This window comes from Pseudocitrobacter faecalis (genome assembly GCF_965231525.1).
Lineage (GTDB): Bacteria > Pseudomonadota > Gammaproteobacteria > Enterobacterales > Enterobacteriaceae > Pseudocitrobacter > Pseudocitrobacter faecalis.
Genome location: NZ_CBDDNJ010000002.1, coordinates 897,503 through 917,334, shown reverse-complemented (window position 1 = coordinate 917,334; position 19,832 = coordinate 897,503). Strand labels below are relative to the sequence as shown.

The window sequence follows — 19,832 nt, the reverse complement described above, 5'->3', positions numbered from 1 at the left end:
CGCTTACCCGGCCTACAAAACCACGACATACGCTGTAGGCCCGGTAAGCGAAGCGCTACCGGGCGATAAACCTGCAAATTAACCTATCAGGCCGTTTCCGCCAGAGCAAGCGTCTCATGAGACTCGATGCGCTCGTCGCCGTTGTACAGCCGCGCATGTTGCAGCCCGACAAACAAACGATCGCCGCGCACTGGCGCGTCATCCCCGCGCATCACCACGGTCAGCGGGTCTTCATACCACCCCAGCGGCTGCACAACTAATTGGGTGTAGTGGCCTTTCGGACTGGCTTCCAGTACCTGGACCGGCAGTGGCGATTCAAGGCTGGTGCGGCGGCTGATATCCACTTCCCACGGGCGCAGGAAGAGTTCCACCGGCCCCTGATACGCAGGCGTGTAGCCCAGCGGCCAGCGATGTGCGCCAACGTGGAACTGCCCACCGCGAACGGTGCCGCGCAGACGGTTCACTTCACCCATAAATTCGAGCACAAAACGGGTCGCCGGTTCGCGCCATACTTGATCCGGTTCATCGGCCTGTTCAATATTGCCCTGGCTCATCACCACCACGCGGTTGGCGACTTCCATCGCCTCTTCCTGGTCGTGAGTAACGAACACGCTGGTGAATTTCAGTTCTTCATGCAGTTGACGTAGCCAGCGACGCAGCTCTTTACGCACCTGCGCATCCAGCGCGCCGAACGGTTCATCGAGCAGCAGAATTTGCGGTTCAACAGCAAGCGCACGCGCCAGCGCCACACGCTGTTTCTGACCGCCCGAAAGCTGTGCCGGATAACGATCCGCCAGATGGGCAAGCTGCACCATTTCCAGTAATTTGGTCACTTTCGCTTTGATCGCCGCCGTATTTGGCCGCTCGCGACGAGGCAGCACCGTCAGGCCGAAAGCGATATTGTCGAATACCGTCATATGGCGGAACAACGCGTAATGCTGGAACACGAAACCGACTTTACGGTCGCGCGCGTGCAGGCGGCTGACGTCAGTACCGTGAAAACGGATATGCCCACTGGTTTGATGTTCCAGCCCGGCGATAATACGCAGCAGCGTAGTTTTCCCGGAGCCGGACGGCCCCAGCAACGCGACCATCTGACCAGAAGGAATATCCAGTGAGATATCGTTCAGCACCTGGGTGCGACCAAAAGACTTCTTAATATTGGCAATCTCAATGCTCATGATGTTCCTCCTGCTGTGCGCGTTTTTCCTGATTCTCCAGGCGCCACTGCAACATACTCTTTAAAAACAGGGTGATAATCGCCATCAGCGTCAACAGTGCGGCGGCGGTAAAGGAGCCGACGGCGTTATAGTCCTGCTCCAGCAATTCAATTTGTAACGGCAGCGACAGGGTTTCGCCGCGAATCGAGCCAGAAACCACCGATACCGCGCCAAACTCGCCAATTGCGCGGGCGTTGGTCAGCACCACGCCGTAAAGCAGCGCCCAGCGAATATTCGGCAGCGTGACGCGACGGAACATCTGCCAGCCGGATGCGCCTAGCAAAATCGCCGCTTCGTCTTCCTGGCTGCCCTGGCTTAACATCATCGGCACCAGCTCGCGCACCACAAACGGGCAGGTCACGAAGATGGTGACCAGTACCATCCCCGGCCACGAGAACATAATTTGCAGGTTATGCTCGTCGAGCCAACCGCCCAGCGGGCCATTGGAGCCGTAAAACAGCAGATACACCAGACCAGCAACCACCGGCGATACGGCAAACGGAATATCCAGCAGCGTCAGCAGTAACTGACGCCCAGGGAAGTTAAAGCGCGTCACCAGCCAGGCCAGCAGAATGCCAAAAACCAGGTTCACCGGTACGGCAATCAGCGCAATCAGCACCGTCAGCCAGATAGCATGCAGCATGTCCGGATCGGCCAGATTCTGTAAAACCGGCATCAGCCCTTTGCTGAACGCCTGCACGAAGATGTAAATCATCGGCACCAGCAGGATGAACGCCGACACCAGCATCCCGGTGCCAATCAGAAACCATTTGCCCCAGTTAATCGGGCGCGCGTCATAACGCTTCAACTGTGTCACTTCCGCCATTAATGACCTACCACACGCCGACCAAAGCGACTTTGCAGAGTGTTAATTGAGAACAGCAGCAACAGTGATGCCGCGAGGATGACCGACGCAATCGCGCTCGCTGCCGGATAATCAAACTCTTGTAAACGCACAAAAATCATCAGCGACGTCACTTCCGTTTTCCAGGCGATGTTCCCGGCGATAAAAATCACCGCACCGAACTCACCGAGGCTGCGGGTGAACGATAACGCCACGCCCGCCACCAGCGCCGGGGAAAGCTCCGGCAGTACAACCTTGCAGAAACTCTGCCAGCGCGTTGCGCCGAGGGTTTCCGCCGCTTCTTCGTATTCCGGGCCCAACTCTTCCAGTACCGGCTGCACCGTACGCACCACAAACGGGATGCTGGTAAAGGCCATCGCCACCGCAATCCCAAGCCAGGTATAGGTGACTTTGATATCAAATTTCGCCAGCCACTCGCCGTAAAAACCGTTTACGGAAAAGAGCGAGGCCAGCGTTAAACCGGCGACCGCCGTCGGCAACGCAAAGGGTAAATCCATCAGTGCATCAAGCAGCGTACGGCCTGGAAAGCGATAGCGGGTTAAAATCCACGCCATCAGCAGGCCGAAAACACCGTTAAAAATCGACGCCACAAACGCCGACAGCAGCGTCACTTTATAGGCCGCGACCACTTGCGGGTTGGTGATCACTTCCCAGTACTGCGCCCAGCTCATCTCTGAGAGCTGCATCACCAGCGCGGAAAGTGGCAGCAGTAAAATCAGGCACACAAACAGCAGACTGGTGCCGAGGCTTAAGGTAAAGCCCGGCAACACGCGTCGTGAAGAAACTGCAAACATTACTTACGCCCCGCCGCTAACAGCTTGTCTAACTCGCCGCCGCTGGTGAAGTGGGTTTTCATCACTTCCGGCCAGGAGCCAAATTTCTCTTCCACGCGGAACAACTCAGTCTGCGGGAATTTGTCTTTCAGTTTGTCCATCACTTCCGGGTTATTTACGCGGTAGTAATAGTCGGTGATGATGGTTTGCGCCTGCGGGCTGTAGAGCCAGTTCAGGTAAGCTTTGGCGGCTTTTTCCGTACCGTTGGCCTGCACGTTTTTATCAACCCACGCCACCGGGAATTCCGCCAGAATGTTGGTTTTTGGAATCACTACTTCAAAGCCCTGCGCTTCATACTGTTTACGGATGTTGTTCACTTCCGATTCGAAGCTTATCAGCACATCGCCCAGACCACGCTCGGCAAACGTGGTGGTCGCGCCACGGCCACCGGTATCAAACACTTCAACGTTCTTCAGGAACTGGGTCATAAACTGTTCGGTTTTGGCTTTATCGCCACCGTCGGCTTTATCCGCAGCACCCCACGCGGCTAAATAGGTGTAACGCGCGTTGCCGGACGTTTTTGGATTCGGGAAAATCAGCTTCACGTCGGAGCGCACCAGATCGTTCCAGTCGTGGATATTCTTCGGGTTGCCCTTACGCACCAGGAAACCCATGGTGGAGTAGAACGGTGAGCTGTTATTCGGCAGACGCGACTGCCAGTCGGCCGGAATAAGCTTGCCTTTATCATGCAGAATTTGTACGTCGGTCACCTGGTTATAAGTTACAACGTCTGCTTTTAAGCCCTGCAAAATCGCCAGTGCCTGTTTTGATGACCCGGCATGGGATTGTTTTATCGTCAGTTTGTCACCGCCGTTATCTTTTGCCCATTGTTGCTCAAACGGCGGGTTCAGGGCGGCAAACAGCTCGCGGGAGACGTCATAAGAACTGTTCAGCAACTCAGTTGCCTGCGCCTGGGCGACCAGCAACATGGAAGCTGCCAGCGTCAGGTATCCTTTTTTCAGTAAGTTAACGGCCATTGCGCACCCTTGTCGTGTGATGATTCTCTAAGCATCAGTGTATTTATAACGGGTGTGAAAGGAGTAACGGTTTTATATACCGTTTGGTGATTTGGAAGTTTAAAAGGGAATAAGGCTTTTAGCCTCTTCGCAGAATACGAAGAGGCGAGTAGTCAGACTCAGATACCGACGCTAACGCTTTCCGGCAGCGTACTGCCGCCGTCGATGACGTTCTGTGTACCCGTCAGGTAGCTCGACTCATCGGAGGCGAGGAATGCCGCCAGTTCACCGACTTCCAGCGGGTTCGCCAGACGGCGCATTGGGATCGCTTTCGCCATCTCCGTCAGCACCGATTCCGGGTCTTCCGGGTTCGACTGACGGGCGATGCTTTCCGCCATCGGCGTACGCACGTAGCCCGGGCAGATGGCATTCACACGGATACCCGACTGTGCGTATTCCACGGCGAGCGATTTCGTCAACCCAATGATAGCCGCTTTCGACATCGCGTAGGCCGTTTCACCCGGGTCAGCGACCATATCACCGGTGACCGAAGACATCATCACGATACGCCCATCGCCACGCGCCACCATATCGGGCAACACGGCTCGCGTGACGTTCCAGACGCCTTTGATATTCACATCAATGTGGAAATCGCGATCTTCCTCACTCATCTCAAGGAAGCTGCCTAAGCGGCAAACACCCGCGTTATTGACCAGAATATCGATTTTATTTTCCCGCTCTTTGGCCTGCGCAATGGCCGCCTGAACGGCAGAATAATCACGTACGTCAGCCTTCACGACCGTGCAGCGATAGCCACGCCCGGCCAGATCGTAGGCCAGTTTTTCAAGCTCATCGGAAATATCCAGCAGGATCAGGTTCGCACCGTGGCGAGCAAAGGTTCTGGCGATACCCTCGCCGATGCCCTGATATGCGCCCGTAATCAATGCTGTTTTGCCCGTGAGTTTACCCATTTCAATGTTCTCCCTTTTGAAGATAGAGTCTTACACTCCATTAACAATGAAAATACATTAAAAACAAATGAATACTGAGGAACAGCTCACTAATTAGGGTAAATCTCAGGTAAAAAAAATCCCCGCGGATGCGGGGATGAGCAGGGAGGCCTGATAAGCGCAGCGCATCAGGCAATTTTCACAGCGCCAGCAAACGATCCAGCGACGGCGCGAAGTAGTAGCCGCCGGTGACCGGTTTGGTGAAGCGCAGCATTGCGTCACGTTTACCGTCTGTGTCGCCGAACATGCTCAGCAGTTGCTGTTCGATGTTATGCAGACGCGCGCAGTAAGCGCAGAAATAGAGACCGTGGGTACCGCTGGCGGTGCCGTACGGCAGGCTCTGACGAACAATTTTCAGCCCTTTGCCCTCTTCTTTCAGGTCAACGCGGCTCAGGTGAGAGGTCACCGGACGCTCATCGCCGTCGATCTCTTCATTGGCTTCTTTGGTACGGCCAATCATCATTTCCTGATCCGGGACACTCATGCGGTTCAGCTGTTTGAGATTGTGTTCCCAGCGCTGAACAAACACATAGCTCCCGCCCGCATCAACACCGTCTTTAATAACAGCCACTTCGCGACGCGTTTCTTCACCCGCCGGGTTTTCGGTGCCATCGACGAAACCGCTCAGGTCACGTTCTTCCACCCAACGGAAACCGTGGATCTCTTCCTGCACGTCAATGCTGTCGCCAAACGCTTCCACCGCGGCCTGCGCAACGGAGAAGTTAATATCCTGGCGTAAAGAGAGAATATGGATCAGCACATCAAACTGAGTTGCGGGTGCAAGACCTTTGCCGTACCCCGGGAAATCTTTCAGCTCTTCTGCACCCACGCCGCCGCTCAGTTCGCGCCACACTTTCGGGCCGAAGGCCACAACCGCGCCTAAATGCGCATCGGGGAATTTGGCCTGAAAACCAGCCAGTTTATCGGCAAAAATTTTGCTGCTCTGACGAAGGGCGTTTACATCCCCTTTCACATTGGCTTCAATCCAAATCGCCGCGCGGCAATGTTCCGGCAAAATGCCGCTCTGAACCTGAGACATCGCTCTTCCTCCACAAAAATGCCACGACATCGTGGCATTAAATTTATGGGGGCTATTGTACGCGTTTTTATTGAACGAAGGATTAACCTTGCGCAAAATTAACGACGCCAGACGATTTTCTTTAGCGTCCAGTTTTTCAGTGCGTCATCGGATGGCATTAAATCCTGTGGGCCGCTCCACTCGCCGGTGAAGAGATAACTAATATGCTGGCTACCTTCAGCTTTACATTCGACACCCGCACTGTCATCACCGGTGGCTTTCTGACAGTGCCCGTAGGCTTTGCTGTAGATATCGCTGAAGGTCGAGCCAATCTCCACGCCGCTGTCGGTTTTGATGGCGCTATCCAGCACGTCAATGCGGCTTACGCTGCCATTTTCGCCATTTACCACCAGTGCCAGCTTGTCGCCGTCAAGCGCTTCAAAGTAACGCACGATGGTACCGTTATCGGTTTTCATCCCGCTGCGCAGGCGATAGTCGCCGTCCAGCGCGTCGGTAATCGCCTTTTCATCCAGCGCGGTGGTGCTGGTGATACCGCCAACGCCCTGCTCCGTGACTTCGGTCGAAGAGCCGAACCAGTTCCACGGATTTGCCGCAGACCAGTTCACCGCAGAGAGCGTGGAACAGCCGGTCAGGGCCAGCGGCAGGGCACATACAAGTAAACGCAGCGATTTCATCTCTAAGTCCTTTCTTATTTGTTCAACGCCTGTTGGAGTTCACACTCGGCAAAAAGTGCACTTTATTCTGTGATTTCCTGGAAACAGGCGCGTAATCGGGGATGGGTCATCAACCACCAGAGCGCAAAGAGGTCGATAAGAACCAGGCTAAGCCCAATGCCGGAAAGCGGTTCGCCCTGAAGCCAGAGCCAGGGTTGCCAGACCAACAGCACACACTGGGCGATAATCAACAGCGGACGCAGCGCGCGCCAGCAACGTGGAAAATGCTGCCGTCTCCCGCTCATCAGAAAAGTCAGCACCGCAGGCACGCCGGGCAGCAGGCCGAGCCAGAAATTATTATGATCCGGATAAAACAGCCCAAGCAACGCGCCGCCCTGCTCGCGCGACGCCCCGGCAATCACAAACAGCACCCACGTTCGGGCCTGTAACAAAAGTACAAGCCAGAACAGGAAAGGTAAACGCAGGCGGCCATGATGGTCGTAATCGGAAGGGAAAAACTCAGTACTCTTCATCTTCAATCAGGCGCTTACCTAAATTCAGCACGTCGCTGTGCTCGTAGCCCAGGCGTTCATACATCCCCAGCACCACGTCGTTATCTTCGCGAATCATGATCTGGATTTTCGGGCAGCCGCGCGCAATGAGCTTTTTCTCAAGACGATTGAGCAACGCATTGGCAATGCCGCGCCCGCGAAATTCCGGGTGCACCCCAAGGTAGTAGGCCGAGCCGCGATGACCGTCATAGCCGCCCATCACCGTGCCTACCACTTCGCCGTTCACTTCTGCCACCAGAAACAGGCTGACATCGTGGTGCACTTTGCGTTCGATATCCATTTCAGGATCGTTCCATGGGCGCAACAGATCGCATCGCTCCCACAGGGTGATGACCTCTTCGAAATCGGCCTGGCGAAAAACGCGTATCTCCATGGTATCCCTGCCCCTTTTCGGGTTTAAAAACAGTGATTATGGCGTGATCGTCCGAATTAGCCAATATCTGGCGAAAATAGCGCAAAAAAATGCCATAATGCCGCTTCGTCACGTATTGAAATGAAAAGTAAAACAATTCTAATCTTCAGTAGTCGTAACGAAATACGCGATACGATATAACATCTGGAACACTATTTTTTACAACTCAGGCCGAATGAGCACTTTTAAACCTTTAAAATCACTTGCTTCGCGCCGCCAGGTGCTGAAAGCCGGACTGGCAGCCCTGACGTTGTCAGGAATATCCCATGCAACCGCCAAAGAGACGTCGTTAAAGACCAGCAACGGGCACAGTAAACCTGCGGCGAAAAAATCGGGTAAACGTATTGTGGTTCTCGACCCCGGTCACGGCGGTATTGATACCGGCGCGATTGGCCGCAACGGTTCGAAAGAGAAACACGTAGTGCTGGCGATTGCCAAAAACGTGCGTTCCATTCTGCGCAGCCAGGGCATCGACGCGCGCTTAACCCGTTCCGGCGATACCTTTATTCCGCTGTACGACCGGGTAGAGATCGCCCACAAGCACGGCGCGGATCTCTTTATGTCGATTCATGCCGACGGTTTTACCAACCCGTCTGCCGCCGGGGCGTCGGTGTTTGCCCTTTCCAACCGTGGCGCCAGTAGCGCAATGGCAAAATACCTTTCCGACCGTGAAAACCGGGCGGATGAAGTTGCGGGTAAGAAAGCCACGGATAAAGATCACCTGCTTCAGCAGGTTCTGTTCGATTTGGTGCAAACCGATACCATCAAGAACAGCCTGACACTGGGCTCGCATATTCTGAAAAAGATTAAGCCAGTGCATAAACTGCACAGTAAAGGCACTGAACAGGCCGCGTTTGTGGTGCTGAAGTCGCCGTCCATTCCGTCGGTACTGGTTGAGACCTCGTTCATCACCAATCCGGAAGAGGAACGTCTGCTGGGCACCACGGCATTTCGTCAGAAAATCGCCAATGCGATTGCGTCGGGTGTGGTCAGCTATTTCCACTGGTTCGATAACCAGAAAGCTCACGCCAGGAAACGCTAATGACCGTTGATGCCAACCAGGTAAAAACCTTTTTACTGCAGTTGCAGGACGATATTTGCCAGCAACTCTCGGCGCTGGATGGCGGCGAGTTTATCGAAGATAGCTGGCAGCGCGACGCGGGCGGCGGCGGTCGCAGCCGTGTGCTGCGCGACGGCGCTATCTTCGAACAGGCTGGCGTAAACTTTTCGCACGTTCATGGCGATGCCATGCCCGCATCGGCCACCGCGCATCGCCCGGAACTTGCCGGACGCAGCTTCGAAGCAATGGGTGTGTCCTTGGTGGTGCATCCGCACAACCCGTATGTTCCCACCAGTCATGCCAACGTGCGTTTCTTTATCGCTGAAAAACCGGGCGCTGACCCGGTGTGGTGGTTTGGCGGCGGCTTCGATCTCACGCCGTTTTACGGTTTCGAAGAAGATGCCATTCACTGGCACCGCACCGCGCGTGACCTGTGCCAACCCTTCGGAGAAGACGTTTATCCGCGCTATAAAAAATGGTGCGACGATTACTTCTTCATTAAGCACCGCAACGAGCAGCGCGGCATTGGCGGGCTGTTCTTTGACGATCTGAATACCCCCGATTTCGCCAGTTGCTTTGCTTTCATGCAGGCGGTCGGTCACGGTTTTACCGACGCGTATTTGCCGATCGTTAAGCGGCGCAAAGCGGCCATCTGGGGCGAGCGCGAGCGCAATTTCCAGCTTTACCGCCGTGGCCGCTACGTCGAATTTAATCTGGTGTGGGATCGCGGCACGCTGTTTGGTTTACAAACCGGCGGACGCACCGAATCCATTTTGATGTCGATGCCGCCACTGGTGCGCTGGGAATATGATTATCAGCCAGAAGCGGGTAGCCCGGAAGCAGCGCTGAGCGAATTTATTAAAATCCGCGAGTGGATTTGAGGTAGTTATCTTTCCAAATAGTCTGGGTTTTATATCTGAATGCTGGATTTCAGTGTTCGGTGCAAACCCTTTGAACACTGCCATTCCACAGCGGTAAGTGCGCTCTTTTCGTTTTCACTTCATGGCCTTGTTTGATCTCTTACTTGTCTCTTGCACCTGCCAGACAAAAAAAGCGCGGAACTTATGCCGCGCTTGAATGCTGACTCAACACCCGGAGTAAATTTACCGATTAACATCCTCTCATAAAACGCTTAGAGCGCTATTGTCAGACGCTATTTCAGTACTCCATGATAAAAGCCATCCAGGGCTTTAAAATCCTGTTTTCATCTGTTCCAGCCATATTACTGATAATCACACGCCCCGCCTCGAGCTGCTTGAGATCTTGCCATTCAAAACTTACCTCACCGTCGGATAAATTAGCGACCACCAGCCAACATTTGTCTTCTAAGCGGCGCATGTAGCAAAAAAGCTGCGGATGCTCAGGCAATAACAGTTCAAAATCACCCTCGATTAAAATACGTTCCCGATGCCTCAGGGCGATTAACTGCTGGTAGTAGCGAAAAACCGAAAGATTATTTTGCCTGTCCTGCATCACATTAATTTCCTTATAGCGGGGATTAACAGGCAGCCAGGGGGTTGCACTGCTAAAACCAGCGTAAGGAGAGGAATCCCACTGCATCGGCGTACGCGCGTTGTCGCGACCAATCTGGTAGACGGCCGCCATAAAAGCATCGTGTGACTGCGTTTTTTGCTTCACGACCAGTTCATTGTAGTTATTGACGATCTCGACATCGTTGTACTGTTCCAGAGGCAGGTGAATGTTGGTCATGCCGATCTCTTCACCCTGGTAGACGAACGGCGTGCCCTGCATCCCATGCAATACCGTCGCCCAGGCGGTGGCGCACTCAGCCCGGTACGCCTGGTCGTTGCCCCAGCGCGAAACGATACGCGGCTGATCGTGGTTTTCGAAATAGAGCGCATTCCACCCCAGCCCGTGCAGGCCATCCTGCCATTTCGCCAATATCGATTTTAGGCGTGGTAATGAAAACGGCTGCAATTGCCATTTACGGTTGATCCCTCCCGGAAGAATATCCACGTCGGTATGCTCAAACGTAAACACCATATCCAGTTCACGCCGAGAGTCAGCAATATATTGCAGCGCATTCTCAGGCGTTGACCCCGGTGCTTCTCCCACCGTCATCATTCCATAAGGAGCCAGTACTTTGTCATGCATTTCCTCTATAAATTCATGAACCCGCGGGCCATTGCTGTGCATCCAACCGACGACCGGCAAATTATGGTCAACCTGGTAGTTTGGAAAATCGGTATATTTAGAGATCAAAGTGATGACATCCATCCGCCAGCCATCAATGCCTTTTTGCGCCCAGAATTCCATTATTCGATAGATCTCATCGCGAACCCGTGGATTCTCCCAGTTAAGGTCGGGCTGCTCTTTGGCAAACAGATGTAAATAGTATTGTTGCCGCTCTGGGCACCACTCCCAGGCACTACCGCCAAAATTTGCTCCCCAATTATTGGGAACGCCGCCATCAGGAAGAGGATCGCGCCAGATATAGTAATCACTATAAGGATTGTCTCGCGAGGTTTTGCTTTTTAGGAACCAGTCATGCTGATCGGAAGTATGATTGGCAACCAGATCCATTATCACTTTTAAACCACGTTGATGGGCCTGAAGAATCAGCTCATCAATATCGTCATTGCTTCCAAACTGAGGATCGATGCAGCAGTAATCCTGAATGTCATAACCGTTATCTTTACCTGGCGAGAGAAAGATTGGGCTAAGCCAAATAGCATCGACACCTAATGCCTGAATATAATCTAACCGAGATATAATTCCTGGCAGATCGCCCACACCATCGCCATTACTGTCCATAAAGCTTTTTGGATAAATTTGATAAATTACCGCGTTACGCCACCAATCATTTTTCGCCGTCATGATAGATTCCTTGTAGTTGCCAACATTCCACTTCAACTTTCTGAGACACACCGTGATTTTCGATCATCAGCCACTGCTGATCTTCCGCAGGAAAAATGCGCGATGACGAAACAAACATCCCGTTATTGATAAAGATCTCAAGAGAGGAAACATCTGAGAAGACATGTACAGTTGTCTCAGAGGTAAATGACCAGGCCGTCACCCGACGTTCCCCATATTCCGGGTTAACAGCTTCGCCCGCCTCGCTACGGTCGAGGACAATTTGCCCCTTTACCGCATCCAGCGTCAGCATTGTTTTTCTTGTGCCTGATGGATTGGCACGTAAAGCAATCGTCACCCGATCGTCAATTTTTCCACTAATAACAATTCGCGCTTCGAATACAGCGCCGCTGTGCATGATTACAGGTTGCTCATTGTCCAACTGCGCAAATTGTTGCTGATAATCCCCCCGCAGGGTTTGTAACTCTTTCAGAGGTTGTTGATAAAGAATGCCATCCTGTACTTTCAGCTCACGCGGAATAGTGAGAATGCCACAATGACCGTACGCCTCAGTGGGATAATGCATTTCAGAGATGCCCATCCAGCCAATCAAAATCCGTCGACCATCAGGCGTCTTCATTGTTTGCGTTGCGTACATATCAAAGCCGTTATCCAATAGCTGCGGCTTACGGTGCAAAAAAGTGAGGTCATGCAGTGAAAGAGGCTCACCACACAGTGCGTAAACTTCATAAAGATTACGCTGCGTTTTGTCATGACTCAGCCCCTGCGGGCAAAACAGTAATACTCCCTGGCCGTCCTGTTCAAAGTAATCAGGGCACTCCCACATATAGCCACGTGGCGTGAAATCCGTCTTTATCTCACCCTGAATATGCCAGTTGATGGCATCGTCTGAGCGCATCAGCAGACAGGCACCTTCAAGGCTTTCGCGTTGCGCTCCGATGACCGCATAAAAAGCATCGTCTCCACGCCAGATTTTCGGGTCGCGGAAATGGTCTGTATATCCCTTCGGTTGACCGCTCAGAGCCGGAGGAAGCTGGCGGGTAAGTCGCCCCTGTGTATCCAGCCGGGCAATGAGCTGATAAGGCGTACGTTGCCAGCATGCATCGCGAGTGTTACCGGTATAAAAAAAGAGCAATTCATCGCCTACTGAAATGGCACTTCCGGAGTAAGGGCCATGACTGTCATAAGCGGTTTCCGGTTCAAGCAACGGCCCAAGGGGAGACCAGTGAACCAGATCCTCTGAAACAAGATGAAACCACCCCTGATACCACTCCCCTTCGCAATAGCGCAGTGGACTCCATTGGTAGCAAAGATGATATTGCCCGTTAAAGTAACTCAGCCCATTAGGATCGTTCAGAAAACCTGTTTTTGGTTCAATGTGATATTGCTGACGCCAGGGCGATTTGGCGCTCAGCGCCTGAGCCTGTCGTCGCACATCAGACGGAATATCAGCGTAGCGTTTATAACGGCGAAGCCCATTCATAGGATTAGCACTCCGCTCGTGTGGCAAATTTGCCAACTATATAGGTCAATATCGCACCGGTGGTTAAAGCCAGCAGATGAGCCACGACGTAATTAACATGCCCATGATTTGCAGGATCAACGATCGTTATTCCCGGCAAGGCAGTTGTGCCATAGCCCACCGCCGTTAACTTTGATAGATATACCCACGCCGCGCCTGCCGCACCCGCTACGCATCCGGCCATCAGCGGAAAACGATATTTCAGATTCACACCGAATAGCGCTGGTTCTGAAATGCCGAACAAGATAGAAGTGAAAGCCGACACACAGAGCGTCTGCACTTTTTTATCATTGAAATGCAAGAGCATGTACCCTACCACTGCGCCCCCCTGCCCCATCAACGCTACCGACATCAAAGGGTTGAGGAAATCACGTCCGGTACTTGCCAGCAGTTGGCCCTCAATCGCGCCAAAGGTATGATGCAGACCGGTAATTACAATCAATTGCTGTACCGCGCCGAAAATCATATAGCCGAAAATACCAAGGTATTCCGCCATCCACAGCAGACCACCGGTAATACCGCTCCCCAGCAGACGGCCAAAAGGTCCGATTATCGTAAACAACAGTAGCGACGACAGCAGAATGGTGAGCATTGGCGAGAGCACGAACTTGATAATATCCGGGAGCTTACGGTTAAAGTACTGATCCAGCCAGGCAACCGTATAACCAATCATCAACGCGATGATAATGCCTCCCTGAAAGCCGACCAACTCAACGGGTAGGCCGAATATGCTGATTGTTTCAGCCGCTGCATTGCCGGAAGCAGCACTGAACGCATCGACCAAACCTGGATGAACCATAATGGCACCGATTGCCAACCCCAGCGCGGGTCGCCCACCGTAGCGACGCGTTGCTGACCAGGCCACCACCATAGGTAATAAGGCAAAAATCCCTGACGACGCGATCGCAATTAATCTATTTAATCCTGAGATCTGCGGGTACATCTCTACGATGGAGCGGTCACCAAACAGGCCTTTTGTTGTCAGAAGCGATGTTAATCCCATCAAAAGCGCCGCTGCGAGGATGGAAGGCATAATCTCAAGAAATACATCGGATATGGATTTAACAAACCTTTGCAACGGTTTCTGTCGCTGCTGACTACTTTGCAGATTGGCCTCATCCAGTGAAAGGGTCTCTTTCAATGCCTGACAAACCTCATTCACCCGTCCTGCACCATAAATAATCTGCAGCTGGTCACCCACGTTAAATACACCTTTAACCCGTTCGAGATTTCCAATCTCCTCAAGGTTTACTTTATGATTATCCTGCAGCGAGAGGCGTAGTCGCGTCGCACAATCGGTTATATAAATAATATTTTCCTTACCGCCGACGGCGGCGACAAGGTCGGCTAAATGGCCGGAGTAATCCTCTCGCATTCTTTTTTCCTTGTGGCAAGTTAACATATTCCCACTATATGTTCCGCCCACCAGGAGTAGAATGGAAAAATGTAGACAATCAAGAGAGGTTTGTTGCTTCTACAAAAACATATATGCGCTACTTATATAATAACCCCAATATCGATGACGCCATGTATTTATACTCCTGCGGATTTGATACCACAAAACCCGGCCACGTCTATGGCCCGACCGTGCGTAGCGGTTACATGCTGCATTACATCATTTCTGGCAGCGGTATTTTTACCAGTGGTGGGCACACCTGGCCCCTGCATAAAGGTGACTTATTTTTCATTGAGCCCGGTCGACAAATTAAATATGAGGCCAGTCGCTCCACTCCCTGGGCTTTCTTCTGGATGGGGTTTCGTGGCTCGTTGGTGGAAAAATATCTTCAGCGCTGCATGCTCTCAGCCAGCAACCCGGTATTTAACGAAACAGAGGCGGGGATAGTCAAAAACCTATTCAGCGAAATTATTGAAGTCTCTATCCTGGAACAAGAAACAGATATATTACTGAATGCAAAACTCATGGAAGTGCTTTATCAGCTCTGTTTGTACTTCCCGAAAACGCCCGCAAAAAAAGGAATAGAGCGAAATAAAATCGCTGTGCAATCGCTACAATATATTCGTAACCATTATGATACAGCAATGAAAATCGAAGATGTCGCAGCCTATTTTAATATTGACAGAACCTGGTTACATCGTCAGTTCAGGAAGGAGTTTGCGATGAGCCCAAAAGCATATCTTACAAAATTACGAATGAATAAAGCCGCAGAGCTATTGATAAACACCCGGTTTCCGATAGCCACTATAGCCCTCTCAGTCGGCTACCAGGATCCCCTGCTGTTTTCCAAAATATTCCGCCATACAACAGGTTTGTCGCCCAGTGATTTTCGGCAGCAGAAAGGAAACGCTGGGAGTGAACGCCCCCCAGCGTTTAAATGAATTACAGCGGCTGCGTCTGCGCCTCAACCACCGCCAGCGCCACCATATTCACAATGCGACGCACAGAGGCGATCGGCGTCAGAATATGCACTGGCTTCGCTACACCCATCAGCACCGGGCCGACGGTCACGCCTTCAGAACTGGAGACGCGCAGCAGGTTATAACTGATACGCGCGGCTTCCATATTCGGCATCACCAGAATGTTTGCCGAGCCTTTCAGCGGGCTGTCCGGCATGCGGTCGGCACGAATACTTTCCACCAGCGCAGCATCACCGTGCATCTCACCGTCAATCATCAGCTCCGGCGCACGCTCTTTCACCAGCGCCAGCGCGTCGCGCATTTTGCTGGCTGACGGGCAGTCAGACGAACCAAAGTTCGAGTGAGACAGCAGCGCCACTCGTGGTTCGATACCGAAGCGACGCACACTTTCCGCCGCCATCAATGCGATTTCCGCCAGCTGTTCCGGGGTCGGATCGTTATTAACGTAGGTATCGGCAATAAAGGTGTTGCCGCTTGGCAGCAGCAGCGCGTTCATTGCGCCTGCGGTGTGTACGCCATCGCGATAGCCAAACAGCGGCTGAATCACGCCGTAATGCTCGTGGTAATCACCGATAGTACCGCAGATCAGCGCATCCGCTTCGCCACGATGCACCATGATCGCGCCAATCACTGTGGTGTTGCTGATCACCGCGCGCTGTGCCTGTTCCGGGCTGATACCACGGCGTTTCATCAGGTTATAGTACTCATTCCAGTACTCTTTAAAGCGCGGGTCAGATTCATTGTTGACGATCTCGAAATCAACGCCCGGTTTGATTTGCAGGCCCAGTTTCTGGACACGCATTTCGATGACGCTCGGACGACCGATCAGAATCGGTTTCGCCAGCCCCAGCGTGATCAGTTCCTGAGTCGCGTGCAGCACACGCGTGTCTTCACCTTCCGCCAGCACCACGCGTTTTGGCTCTTTACGCGCCTGCGAGAAAATCGGCTTCATGAACAGGTTGGTTTTGTAGACAAACTCGCTCAGTTTTTCAACGTAGGCGTCGAAGTCGGCAATCGGACGCGTCGCCACGCCGGAGTCCATCGCCGCTTTGGCGACAGCCGGGGCGATCTTAACGATCAGGCGTGGATCGAACGGTTTTGGAATGATGTACTCCGCACCAAAGCTCAGATCCTGATCGCCATAGGCCGATGCCACCACTTCGCTCTGTTCCGCGTGCGCCAGTTCAGCAATCGCATGCACCGCCGCCAGCTTCATCTCTTCGTTGATCGCCGTCGCGCCAACGTCCAGCGCGCCACGGAAGATGAACGGGAAGCAAAGCACGTTGTTGACCTGGTTCGGGTAGTCCGAACGACCGGTACAAATAATCGCATCCGGGCGCACTTCTTTTGCCAGCGGCGGCAGAATTTCCGGCTCCGGGTTTGCCAGCGCGAGGATCATCGGCGCGCGCGCCATTTTCTTCACCATCTCCTGGGTCAACACTTTTGGCCCGGAGCAGCCGAGGAAAATATCTGCATCGGCGATCACGTCATCCAGCGTGCGCTTGCCGTCGTCGTCCACCGCGTAAGCCGCTTTGGTTTCGGCCATATTGGCTTCGCGATTTTTATAGATTACGCCTTTAGAGTCGCAGACCACGATATTGTGTTTCTGCATTCCCAGCGCCACCAGCAGGTTCATACAGGCGATTGCCGCCGCCCCCGCGCCGGATACCACCATGCGCACGTCAGAGATATTCTTCTCAACCACGCGCAGGCCGTTGAGGATAGCCGCCGTGCTGATAATCGCCGTGCCGTGCTGGTCATCATGGAATACCGGGATATTCATGCGTTCGCGCAGTTTCTGCTCAATGTAGAAGCACTCCGGCGCTTTGATATCTTCGAGGTTGATGCCGCCGAAAGTCGGCTCCAGCGCCGCGACCACATCGATAAATTTGTCGGGATCCAGTTCATCCACTTCGATATCGAACACATCAATACCGGCGAATTTTTTAAACAGGACGCCTTTGCCTTCCATCACCGGTTTACCGGCCAGTGCGCCGATGTTACCAAGGCCAAGCACCGCCGTACCATTAGACACCACGGCCACCAGGTTGCCACGGGCAGTGTATTTGAAGGCGGCTAACGGATCCTTCTCAATTTCCAGACACGGCGCGGCAACGCCCGGTGAATAAGCCAGCGCCAGATCGCGCTGCGTCGCCAGCGGTTTTGTCGGAGAGACCTGAATTTTCCCCGGAACCGGGAATTCGTGGAAATCGAGGGCACTTTGTTTTAACTGCTCGTCCATTTGGGGTTCCTTTCACGTATCGAACTAAAAAGTGATGCGCCACGGCCGGGCCTGTGGGTTCACATTGTTATTGGTATATGAGGAACATGTTACCAACTATCGGAAACAATGCTATGCCTGTCTGCTATGCTTTTTTGTTATGCATCTCATAACTTATCAAGATCGCCACTTTTGCTAAGGAGTCGTTAATGTCACGAAGAGATCTCGCTAATGCCATCCGTGCCCTGAGTATGGATGCCGTTCAGAAAGCCAATTCCGGACACCCTGGCGCGCCAATGGGCATGGCGGATATTGCTGAAGTCCTGTGGAACGACTTCATGAAACATAACCCCACGGATCCGACGTGGTATGACCGCGATCGCTTTATCCTCTCTAACGGCCACGCCTCAATGCTGCTCTACAGTCTGCTGCATCTGAGCGGTTACGACCTGCCGATTGAAGAGCTGAAAAATTTCCGTAAGCTGCATTCGAAAACGCCAGGCCACCCGGAGATAGGCTATACACCCGGCGTTGAAACCACTACCGGGCCGCTCGGTCAGGGGCTGGCGAATGCCGTCGGTCTGGCTATCGCCGAACGCACGCTGGCCGCCCAGTTTAACCAGCCGGGGCATGAGATTGTCGATCACTATACTTACGTATTTATGGGCGATGGCTGTCTGATGGAGGGGATTTCGCACGAAGTGTGTTCCCTTGCCGGAACGCTGGGGCTGGGCAAACTGATTGGTTTTTACGATCACAACGGCATTTCAATTGACGGTGAAACGGACGGTTGGTTCACCGACGATACGGCGAAACGTTTTGAAGCTTACCACTGGCACGTGGTGCATGAAATTGACGGACACGATCCGCAGGCGGTGAAAAAAGCGATTGAAGAGGCGCAGAGCGTTAAGGATAAACCGTCGCTGATTATCTGCCGCACGGTTATCGGTTTCGGCTCGCCAAATAAAGCCGGTAAAGAGGAAGCCCACGGCGCGGCGCTGGGCGTGGAAGAAGTCGCGCTGGCGCGTAAACAGCTTGGCTGGAACCACCCGCCGTTCGAAATTCCCAAAGAGATTTACAAAAAATGGGATGCCCGCGAGCGCGGCGAGAAAGAACAGCAGCGCTGGAAAGAGAAGCTCGCCGCCTATCAAAAGGCACACCCGGAACTGGCTGCGGAGTTCATCCGTCGGATGAGCGGCGGCTTACCGGAAAACTGGGCGAGTACCGTCCAGGCATACATCGAGAAAATGCAGTCAGAGCCGGCGAAAATCGCCAGCCGTAAAGCCTCGCAAAATACCCTCAATGCCTATGGCCCAATTCTGCCGGAGCTGTTGGGCGGCTCGGCGGATCTCGCGCCCAGTAATTTGACGATTTGGTCCGGCTCGAAATCCCTGAAAGAAGATCATGCGGGTAACTATATTCACTATGGCGTACGTGAGTTCGGTATGACCGCGATTGCCAACGGGATTGCCCACCATGGCGGCTTCGTACCCTATACCGCCACCTTCCTGATGTTTGTCGAGTACGCACGTAATGCCGCGCGTATGGCGGCGCTGATGAAGGCGCGGCAGATTATGGTTTACACCCACGACTCCATCGGTCTTGGCGAAGATGGCCCGACGCACCAGGCGGTAGAGCAGCTTGCCAGCCTGCGCTTAACGCCGAATTTCAGTACCTGGCGTCCTTGCGATCAGGTTGAAACCGCGGTCGCCTGGAAAGCGGCGGTTGAGCGTCACCATGGCCCAACGGCGCTGATTCTTTCCCGACAAAACCTGGCGCAAATGGAGCGTACGCCAGAGCAGGTTCAGGAAATCGCCCGCGGCGGGTATGTGTTGAAGGATGCGGGTGGTAAGCCGGATCTGATTCTGATTGCCACCGGTTCAGAAGTGGAAATCACCGTGCTGGCGGCAGAGAAACTGCGGGCGGACGGGGTGAACGTGCGGGTGGTTTCGCTGCCTTCGACGGATACCTTCGATGCGCAGGATGAGGAGTACCGTGAGTCGGTGCTGCCTTCCGGCGTCAGCGCCCGCGTTGCGGTCGAAGCAGGCATTGCCGATTACTGGTACAAATATGTCGGCCTGAAAGGGGCGATTGTCGGGATGACCGGCTATGGCGAATCGGCGCCTGCAGAAAAACTGTTCCCCTACTTTGGCTTTACGGTTGAGAATATTGTCGAGAAGGCAAAAGCGGTATTGAAGAAGCGTTAGGTTATGGCGCAAGTGCCTGATGCGCTTCGCTTATCAGGCCTACGGACG

At 53.3% G+C, this 19,832-nt stretch carries 17 protein-coding genes; 4 read left to right on the top strand and 13 right to left on the bottom strand.

What is annotated here, in order from left to right; all coding sequences use genetic code 11:
• Nucleotides 1-86: 86 nt before the first annotated feature.
• From cysA to ACOXYR_RS04900, 9 genes are all read right to left on the bottom strand, one after another.
• A complete protein-coding gene (gene cysA / locus ACOXYR_RS04940; protein ID WP_421355763.1) occupies nt 87-1,181 on the bottom strand; it encodes a sulfate/thiosulfate ABC transporter ATP-binding protein CysA in 1,095 nt (364 codons plus the stop codon).
• Nucleotides 1,171-2,046, bottom strand: a complete 876-nt coding sequence (cysW, locus tag ACOXYR_RS04935; RefSeq protein ID WP_421355762.1) for a sulfate/thiosulfate ABC transporter permease CysW — start codon at nt 2,044-2,046, stop codon at nt 1,171-1,173. The genes cysA and cysW overlap by 11 nt, the downstream gene beginning before the upstream one ends.
• A complete protein-coding gene (cysT, locus tag ACOXYR_RS04930; RefSeq protein ID WP_000458420.1) occupies nt 2,046-2,879 on the bottom strand; it encodes a sulfate/thiosulfate ABC transporter permease CysT in 834 nt (277 codons plus the stop codon). The genes cysW and cysT overlap by 1 nt, the downstream gene beginning before the upstream one ends.
• Entirely contained in the window at nt 2,879-3,895 is a 1,017-nt protein-coding gene (gene cysP / locus ACOXYR_RS04925; protein ID WP_113857928.1) for a thiosulfate/sulfate ABC transporter substrate-binding protein CysP, read from the bottom strand. The genes cysT and cysP overlap by 1 nt, the downstream gene beginning before the upstream one ends.
• A 158-nt stretch (nt 3,896-4,053) precedes the next feature.
• A complete protein-coding gene (gene ucpA, locus ACOXYR_RS04920) occupies nt 4,054-4,845 on the bottom strand; it encodes an SDR family oxidoreductase UcpA (RefSeq protein WP_113857927.1) in 792 nt (263 codons plus the stop codon).
• Nucleotides 4,846-5,023: 178 nt separating this feature from the next.
• Nucleotides 5,024-5,923 (bottom strand): Dyp-type peroxidase, encoded by a 900-nt coding sequence (locus ACOXYR_RS04915; protein WP_108473454.1) that lies wholly within the window; start codon nt 5,921-5,923, stop codon nt 5,024-5,026.
• A gap of 98 nt (nt 5,924-6,021) precedes the next feature.
• Entirely contained in the window at nt 6,022-6,597 is a 576-nt protein-coding gene (locus ACOXYR_RS04910) for an RpoE-regulated lipoprotein (RefSeq protein WP_108473453.1), read from the bottom strand.
• A 62-nt stretch (nt 6,598-6,659) separates the two neighbouring features.
• A complete protein-coding gene (locus ACOXYR_RS04905) occupies nt 6,660-7,109 on the bottom strand; it encodes a DUF2919 domain-containing protein (RefSeq protein ID WP_415728339.1) in 450 nt (149 codons plus the stop codon).
• A complete protein-coding gene (locus ACOXYR_RS04900) occupies nt 7,096-7,521 on the bottom strand; it encodes a GNAT family acetyltransferase (protein WP_015963500.1) in 426 nt (141 codons plus the stop codon). The genes ACOXYR_RS04905 and ACOXYR_RS04900 overlap by 14 nt, the downstream gene beginning before the upstream one ends.
• 214 nt (nt 7,522-7,735) lie before the next feature.
• Here ACOXYR_RS04900 and amiA point away from each other — a divergent pair, with 214 nt between their 5' ends.
• Both amiA and hemF read left to right on the top strand, forming a co-directional pair.
• Nucleotides 7,736-8,602 (top strand): N-acetylmuramoyl-L-alanine amidase AmiA, encoded by an 867-nt coding sequence (gene amiA, locus ACOXYR_RS04895; protein WP_421355761.1) that lies wholly within the window; start codon nt 7,736-7,738, stop codon nt 8,600-8,602.
• Nucleotides 8,602-9,501, top strand: a complete 900-nt coding sequence (gene hemF, locus ACOXYR_RS04890) for an oxygen-dependent coproporphyrinogen oxidase (protein ID WP_113857924.1) — start codon at nt 8,602-8,604, stop codon at nt 9,499-9,501. Before amiA ends, hemF begins: the two co-directional genes overlap by 1 nt.
• A gap of 277 nt (nt 9,502-9,778) precedes the next feature.
• Here the strand turns inward: hemF and ACOXYR_RS04885 are convergent, their stop codons facing one another.
• From ACOXYR_RS04885 to ACOXYR_RS04875, 3 genes are read right to left on the bottom strand one after another with little or no spacing between them, the layout of a single operon-like run.
• Nucleotides 9,779-11,458, bottom strand: coding sequence for a glycoside hydrolase family 13 protein (locus tag ACOXYR_RS04885; RefSeq protein ID WP_421355760.1), 1,680 nt, complete (start codon nt 11,456-11,458; stop codon nt 9,779-9,781).
• Nucleotides 11,442-12,941 (bottom strand): glycoside hydrolase family 32 protein, encoded by a 1,500-nt coding sequence (locus tag ACOXYR_RS04880; protein WP_421355759.1) that lies wholly within the window; start codon nt 12,939-12,941, stop codon nt 11,442-11,444. The genes ACOXYR_RS04885 and ACOXYR_RS04880 overlap by 17 nt, the downstream gene beginning before the upstream one ends.
• Before the next feature lie 4 nt (nt 12,942-12,945).
• The gene (locus tag ACOXYR_RS04875) at nt 12,946-14,355 is read right to left on the bottom strand and encodes a PTS transporter subunit EIIC (protein WP_421355758.1); all 1,410 of its coding nucleotides are present in this window, start codon (nt 14,353-14,355) and stop codon (nt 12,946-12,948) included.
• A 113-nt stretch (nt 14,356-14,468) separates the two neighbouring features.
• Between ACOXYR_RS04875 and ACOXYR_RS04870 the strand changes: the two genes are divergently transcribed.
• Nucleotides 14,469-15,317: an AraC family transcriptional regulator gene (locus tag ACOXYR_RS04870; RefSeq protein ID WP_421382133.1), complete on the top strand. Its 849-nt coding sequence runs from the start codon at nt 14,469-14,471 to the stop codon at nt 15,315-15,317.
• Between the two features lies 1 nt (nt 15,318).
• On the opposite strand, the gene maeB is transcribed toward ACOXYR_RS04870, so the two are convergent.
• On the bottom strand, nt 15,319-17,598 hold the full coding sequence (gene maeB, locus ACOXYR_RS04865; protein ID WP_108473443.1) for an NADP-dependent oxaloacetate-decarboxylating malate dehydrogenase: 2,280 nt from the start codon (nt 17,596-17,598) through the stop codon (nt 15,319-15,321).
• A gap of 188 nt (nt 17,599-17,786) precedes the next feature.
• Here maeB and tkt point away from each other — a divergent pair, with 188 nt between their 5' ends.
• On the top strand, nt 17,787-19,784 hold the full coding sequence (tkt, locus tag ACOXYR_RS04860; RefSeq protein WP_421355756.1) for a transketolase: 1,998 nt from the start codon (nt 17,787-17,789) through the stop codon (nt 19,782-19,784).
• Nucleotides 19,785-19,832 lie beyond the last annotated feature (48 nt).